A 6,611-nucleotide genomic window follows, 5' to 3' on the forward strand; every position below is an offset into this window, starting at 1 on the left:
AGTTCTACACATTAACACAAAAATAATAAAAATGCAAAAAAAGATATTATTTTTTATTTATTATGTTATAATTTAAGTGTTAATTATTAGCAAATTAATTTAACTGAAAAAAGTAAAGTAATTTACTTTTTTTTATTTTGATGTAAAATATAGATAATAAAAAAAAAGAACCCTGTTAAGTTCTTCTGTACATGTTTTTCTCTACTTATATTTAACCATATAAAAGGAGTAAAAATGAAAGAATTTAATCCAAAAACAGCAAGTTTGGCGACTTTTTATCGTAAAATAGAGCAATTTTGAGAAAATAAATCACCTAATAAACCATATACTTTGAATGATTTAACCAATGAATTCAATCTTTCTCGCAAGTGAAGATATGATACTTATGCGAGCGAAAAGATAGTTCCTTTGCTTGAAAAACAAGTTGATAGAATTGAAAGTGAAATAATTAATTTTATGATGAAATCACCTGATGGTGCTAAATTATATTGACAACGAGCATTTAATTATAAATATTCACTGCAAGAAAAACAGTTAGAACAAGAATTAAACTTAAATAATCAACAGCCAATAATTGTTAATTTACAAACGGATATTAGAGATATTAAAAAAGAAAGTGATAATAATGCTTAATCATTTTACTTATTTGTTAGAAACACCTTATTGGTTATTACAAAATAGTAATGTTGGTAATAAATATCCCTTTGCAAAGAAATATGAGTTAGTTAATGAAATTAATCAAATTGGGACACGATATAGTGGTAAGACTATTTCAAATATTAAAATGTTTGGTGAATTATTAAAAATTAGTTTATTGATTAAAGAACCAATTTGTATCATTGCTAGTATGTATTGGAGTAAAGATTTAAAAGATAGTGTATTTCAAAATATATGAAATATGTTAGATGAAAATAATATTCCTTATACTATTAATTTATCTAATTTTACTTTTACTTTATCAAATGGGAGCAAAATATATTGTAAAGGTTTACATTCACCAAGTCGGAAAGAAAAATTAAAAGCTTTTGCTGATTTGAATAAATATAAATTAGTTATTGATTGAAGAGAAGAATGTGACCAATTTCAACAAAAAGATTTAAGTGATTTAGAGTTTGCTATTCGTGGTTATCAAAATAAAATAACAATTAATACATGTAATCCTGAGAGTTTAAAAAGATATATTGTTGGTTATTGTAATGAATTAATGCCTTTTGATGAACAAATAATGCGTAGTAAATATGAACAAATTAAATATATTGAAAAATGAAATATGAAGATTATTATTCATTATTCTAGTTGAAGACTTAATTACGAATTACCACAAGATAAAGTTAATGAACAATTAAGATTAGAACAATTAGATATTGAAAGAGCAAGAGTATGAAGTTGAGGATTGCCCGGTAATACTAGTGGTTCAATCTTTGCAAGATATATTGATATTATGCAAGCAACAGATATTATTCAACCAACGAAATTATTAGGTGGTGTTGATTTAGCAAACTCTACTAGTCCCAAAGGACATACAACAGCAGCGAGTTTTTGAATATATAATTCATTTGATAAAAAAGCATATAAAGTAGCAGAATATACACACTCAAATGCTACTCAACAATTTAAAGGACCATTAGAACAAGTAAAAGATATTTTAGAATTTTACAACAATCAATTAAATCAATATTTTCATTTAATTCAGCAAGGTATATCAATTAATGTTGATGATAGTGCCTATGCAACATTAGAAAGTTTAAATAGAGAAAAATATAATTATACTTTTGGTCAATACATGAATTTTAAACCAGCACAAAAGCAGAAGTTTAAAATAAAGCATCGTATTGAGGCAATTACAATGTTAATTAATACTAATCAATTAAAATGATTATGAGAAAAATGTCCTGTAAGTAAAACCCAATATGAATTAATTCAATGAGAAGATAAACCAGATGCCAGAGAAGAACGAATGTTAGATTTATATGATGATACATTTGATAGTGATTTTTATGCTTTACACTTTGAATTAGTACCAATGGTTAAACATAATAGTTCAGCAGATTATAAATTATGACAACAAAGGGAGTGATTAACTTAATGAAAAAAGATATTTATGTAATACATGATGAGCGTGTAATAAATGCAAAAAGACCTTATATGTCTGTTTGTGGACAAGTTAAAAAAAGACTTTGTAAAGAATTAAAAAAAGATAATATCGCAATATGTAAATTAAATTTATATAACGAATATATTAAGAAATATCAAAAAGTTAAAGTATGTGTACAAGTTTTAGCAAATGAACCAAATTTATTAACAGTAAATATTATTAATTATGCACTTATTTTAAAATTAAAGGAGAAAAATAATAATGAATAATACTTTCCCTAGTTTACCAAATTTAAATGATATTAATAGTGTTTTAAAATTTTATAATTATGATTGAACTATTAATTTAGCAAATATTATTGCTCGTCATCAAATGCGATTAGTAAATGGTAAAGATATTTTATTTAAATCTCATCGTAAAGACATTTTAGAAAAATTAAACTGATGATATGAAACTTATAAAATAAAAGAAAAATTAGATAAAAATGAATTAACAGCAAGTTTAATGGGTAAAACAATCTTTGGTTTATTAGAGACTAATGACGGCAATATTGATTTATGAATTAACCCTTTTAACTTTACATCACGAGTAAGTAAAATAAATGAAATTGAACAAGGTGCTGATATTTGATTAAATTATCATCAAAGTGATAGTGGATTTATATTAAATTTAATTTGTACCAAAGATAAAATAGTTATTAAAGGTTGACCAAAAAATAATGAAGTAGTTGTTGGACAAAGTAAAACACAAATTAAAGATGATGTTAGACCTGTTTTAGTACAAGAATTTAAAAACAAATTAGGTATTGTCCCTTTTTGAGAAATGATTAATGAACCTAATCCATTATTTTTATCAACTTCAACAACATTAAACCCTTGACCTACTATGACAAATTGTTATAAATTACAATTTGATTTAGAAGATAGTTTTAATATTAAATCAAAAGAAAGATGAGCAAATCGTACGCATTGATATGGAATATTAGATGATGATTTAATGACTGCTTATAACAAAGGCAATAAAAAAGTATTGCAAGATGTATTTGATGATATTTTTATTCAATCAGGTCAATCAGCCGTAGATGGTCAATTATCACAATCTTTACAAGTGGTACAAGGTACACCAACCTTAGAAACATATACCGAAGACCAAAAATCAATTATTGAACAAGTATACTTAGCATGTCATTTTTCTAGTCCTTTTGGTGATAAATCAGATAATGACCAAAATAAAACACAATCTTTATTAACTAAAACCAAAGATTTAGAAAAACAAGCATATTTACAAGCATATCGTAAACAATATTATACAAAGATGTTTGATACTGTTTTAAAATATTATGGTTTATGAGATGGTGTTGGTGAACGACCTTATGGTTTTGATTTTGTTAGTGCTAGTTTAGTTGACCAAATGCGACAAAATGAATTAATTACTGCTAGATTAGATAATGGCACAATGGAACCAATAAGAGCAATTACTGAATATGATAATATTGATGAATTAGAAGCAAACAAATATTTTGAAAAAATAGAAAAATGACAAGATAAAATGCAAACCAAAGAAATTGAACATAATAATAAATTACTAGAATATGATGAAACTGGTAATAATCAAAATGCCTTACAAGGTAGAACAGAAATTAAGGAGAATTAACAAATGAGTAGAATTAATCCCGGAGTTATCGAAGAATTAAGAAGACAAGCCCACGATACTTTAATAGATATCAGAGAAAACATAAAAGACAATCGTCATTGAATGGTATTTCCTTTTAATGTTTATAGTTCATATATCCCTGATACTGAAACAGGATGAAAACCTAATAATGCAAAACCAAGTGATTATGGTAGTTATTCACGCATATTTGATAATATGGAAAGTACTATTGCTCAATGACAAAATAGTTTAAAAATAGTACAAAAATATAAAGGTGAAGAAATTAATATATTAACGATTGATGATTTTAATAAACAGCCAATTAATTCAACTATATGAGCCAATAATGAAACACCATTTGCTATAAAATTAAAAGATGAAAATAATAATGTTTATTGAAAATTAATTGATGGTGAAAATATTTATGATATTAATAGAATGCTAGAATACTTAAAGCAATATAAATTAAGTTATTTTATGAATAATGATAATAAAGCAGATAATTTTTATACTAAAGAAGTTAAGGTTGGGAAATATTGAGATGCTTATATGATTGATGATAGAAGTTCAATTCAATTTGGTGAAGCTAAATTTGAACAAGTATTTACTCAACAATCAACTGAAAGACAATATACTTTATTAATTTTAGATGAAGATGTCAATAAATTAAATATTAATGATTATTATAATTTTTATACTGTATTTAATGACCGTGGTTTAAATATTGGTGGGGGTAATATTAATTCTGCACCACAAGATAGACAATGATTATATCCATCTAATGTTATTAATTATTATTCACCTTATGATGGTAGTTTTTTATGACAAGAAATTACATTTTCAAGTATTAATGACAAAATTAGTAATAGTGGTTTATCAGTAAGACAATTTATACAAACAAGTGCCCCAGGTGAAGGTTATTGTTTTCCTAAAATAACTTATGATGAAAAACTAAATAAAGGTATTGTTGAATTAGATGAAGTTTTATTAAAAGACCCGGGGGTTAGAGCAATGGCAGTTAAATTTTATGGTAATCCTATCTTTTTTGATATGCCTGTAATTGGTCGGCCAATTATTAAAGGTCAATTTAATAAAAAAGTTATGAATTCAAGAGATTTATTAATGTATAACATGTATCCTTGTCCACCCGACAAAGTTAATAATTATGCATCACCAGAAGTAAGCTGATATAACATTCAAGGTATTCAACCAACAATGATAACTGGTTATGAAGATTGAAAAAAAGATATGGAAAGTAGATATGATTTTTGAAAACAGAAAAATAGTGAGGGCATTGTTATAACCGACCCCACTACTACATCAGCAACTAATTCTAGTGTTGGTAGAAATATTCATAAAGAAGATAAAAACTCTAAATTTTATTGATCTAAAGATTGAAAAATAACACCACCAAACAAAATAAAAGTAAATGGCGGTAATGTTGATAATATTATTAGTACTCAAGCATCATCATATTTTAGAAGAAAAGATGAATTTGGTAATACAGTAGGTCAAGTTCAAATTGAATATAGCAAAATGGGTTCATGTAATGTTTGAGATATTTTAAATATGAATAATTTTATTAATCGCCAAGTTACCGTATTACCTTTAAACTATACTCAAAAATTAGTATTTAATCCTTTTACGATACCGGGCGGTGTTGGTAAATTCTTAAACTTTATTTCCTTTGGTATTCCATGAGGATGAGTAATTAACAAAAATGAAAAATCATGACCTAATTTTCAATGATTAAATGGCTTTATGAGTGCTAATATTTATAGTTTTTATAATGATGCATTTTGATCTGAAAATTCAAAAGGTAAGGGTTATTTACCCTTTGAAATATTTAGAGAACAAGGAAACGACAAAGTTGGTGCTATATTTGGTGCAAATGCTACTAGTTTTAGTTTTACTACTTTATTAACTGATAAATTAAAAGGTCCTGTTTTAACTAAAGATGGTAAACCAACAAGTGAATTAATTTATTCAACTTATAATTTAAAACAATTAAATCAAAAAACTAACCAAGTTTATTTAATTAATGAATTAGTAAGAGCAGTAGATTTACAAACACCAGTTAGTGATAGTGAAAAAGATAATAATTGCGAATTTTTACAAACACCTGATGGAACAAATTGTAGCTATATTATTGATATGTTTTCAATCCAAGCATTATATAAAGGTAATTTTGAAATTATCTTTTATGCTGATAACCCATATACTAACAATGAAGAAGATTACTTAAAATTATCAGTATGAAGTTTTCGTGGAAAAACAAAAAGTACATTAAATAATTATTTACGCGATATGACAACTAATTATAAAACTAGTTTCTTATTACCACATGACTATGAAATACCAACATTTAATTACCCAGAATATGTCTTGCCACCAGTACCATATAACTATAAACCTTATACAAAAGATATCTGAGATGCTAAAACAGGACAAGCATTAAAAACTAAAATTACAGCACCACCACAATGTAAACACTCAAATAATCCTAAAAGTTTTATTAATTTATTTGATAATACAACAGAATATAAAGGATATTATGAAATAGAAATTGATTTAAGACAAATTGACCCAACAATTCAAAGTATAAGTAAATTTCAAGATTCTTATAAAACAATTGAAATAAGTAATCTTGACAATTTACAAGTTAGTTGTATTGAACCTGATATAAAACATTTTATTCGTGATAGAAATGTTAATATTTTTAGGAGGTTATTCTACTTGTGAATATAATTTTGGACCACTATCTGATGCAACTTTACACAAAAAAGGATTGCCACAAAAAGATAATGTTAATTTTGAAAGTACAAAAACTTTGTATACAGAGAATATAAAAGTAAATGATACT

At 25.4% G+C, this 6,611-nt stretch carries 5 protein-coding genes; all 5 read left to right on the top strand.

Annotation, left to right across the window (positions count from 1 at the left end):
• Window positions 1-234 precede the first annotated feature (234 nt).
• From MSROBK_RS00770 to MSROBK_RS00790, 5 genes are read left to right on the top strand one after another with little or no spacing between them, the layout of a single operon-like run.
• The gene (locus MSROBK_RS00770) at window positions 235-633 is read left to right on the top strand and encodes a hypothetical protein (RefSeq protein WP_040092461.1); all 399 of its coding nucleotides are present in this window, start codon (window positions 235-237) and stop codon (window positions 631-633) included.
• A complete protein-coding gene (locus tag MSROBK_RS00775) occupies window positions 626-2,086 on the top strand; it encodes a PBSX family phage terminase large subunit (RefSeq protein ID WP_040092574.1) in 1,461 nt (486 codons plus the stop codon). Before MSROBK_RS00770 ends, MSROBK_RS00775 begins: the two co-directional genes overlap by 8 nt.
• Window positions 2,086-2,364, top strand: coding sequence for a hypothetical protein (locus MSROBK_RS00780; protein WP_040092467.1), 279 nt, complete (start codon window positions 2,086-2,088; stop codon window positions 2,362-2,364). Before MSROBK_RS00775 ends, MSROBK_RS00780 begins: the two co-directional genes overlap by 1 nt.
• Window positions 2,357-3,748 carry a hypothetical protein gene (locus MSROBK_RS00785; RefSeq protein ID WP_040094142.1) on the top strand — a complete coding sequence of 464 codons (1,392 nt, stop codon included), beginning with the start codon at window positions 2,357-2,359 and terminating at the stop codon, window positions 3,746-3,748. Before MSROBK_RS00780 ends, MSROBK_RS00785 begins: the two co-directional genes overlap by 8 nt.
• Window positions 3,749-3,751: 3 nt before the next feature.
• Complete coding sequence (locus MSROBK_RS00790) at window positions 3,752-6,496, top strand: hypothetical protein (protein ID WP_159373198.1); 2,745 nt, start codon at window positions 3,752-3,754, stop codon at window positions 6,494-6,496.
• Window positions 6,497-6,611 lie beyond the last annotated feature (115 nt).

The organism is Spiroplasma poulsonii (assembly GCF_009866525.1).
Lineage (GTDB): Bacteria > Bacillota_I > Bacilli_A > Mycoplasmatales > Mycoplasmataceae > Spiroplasma > Spiroplasma poulsonii.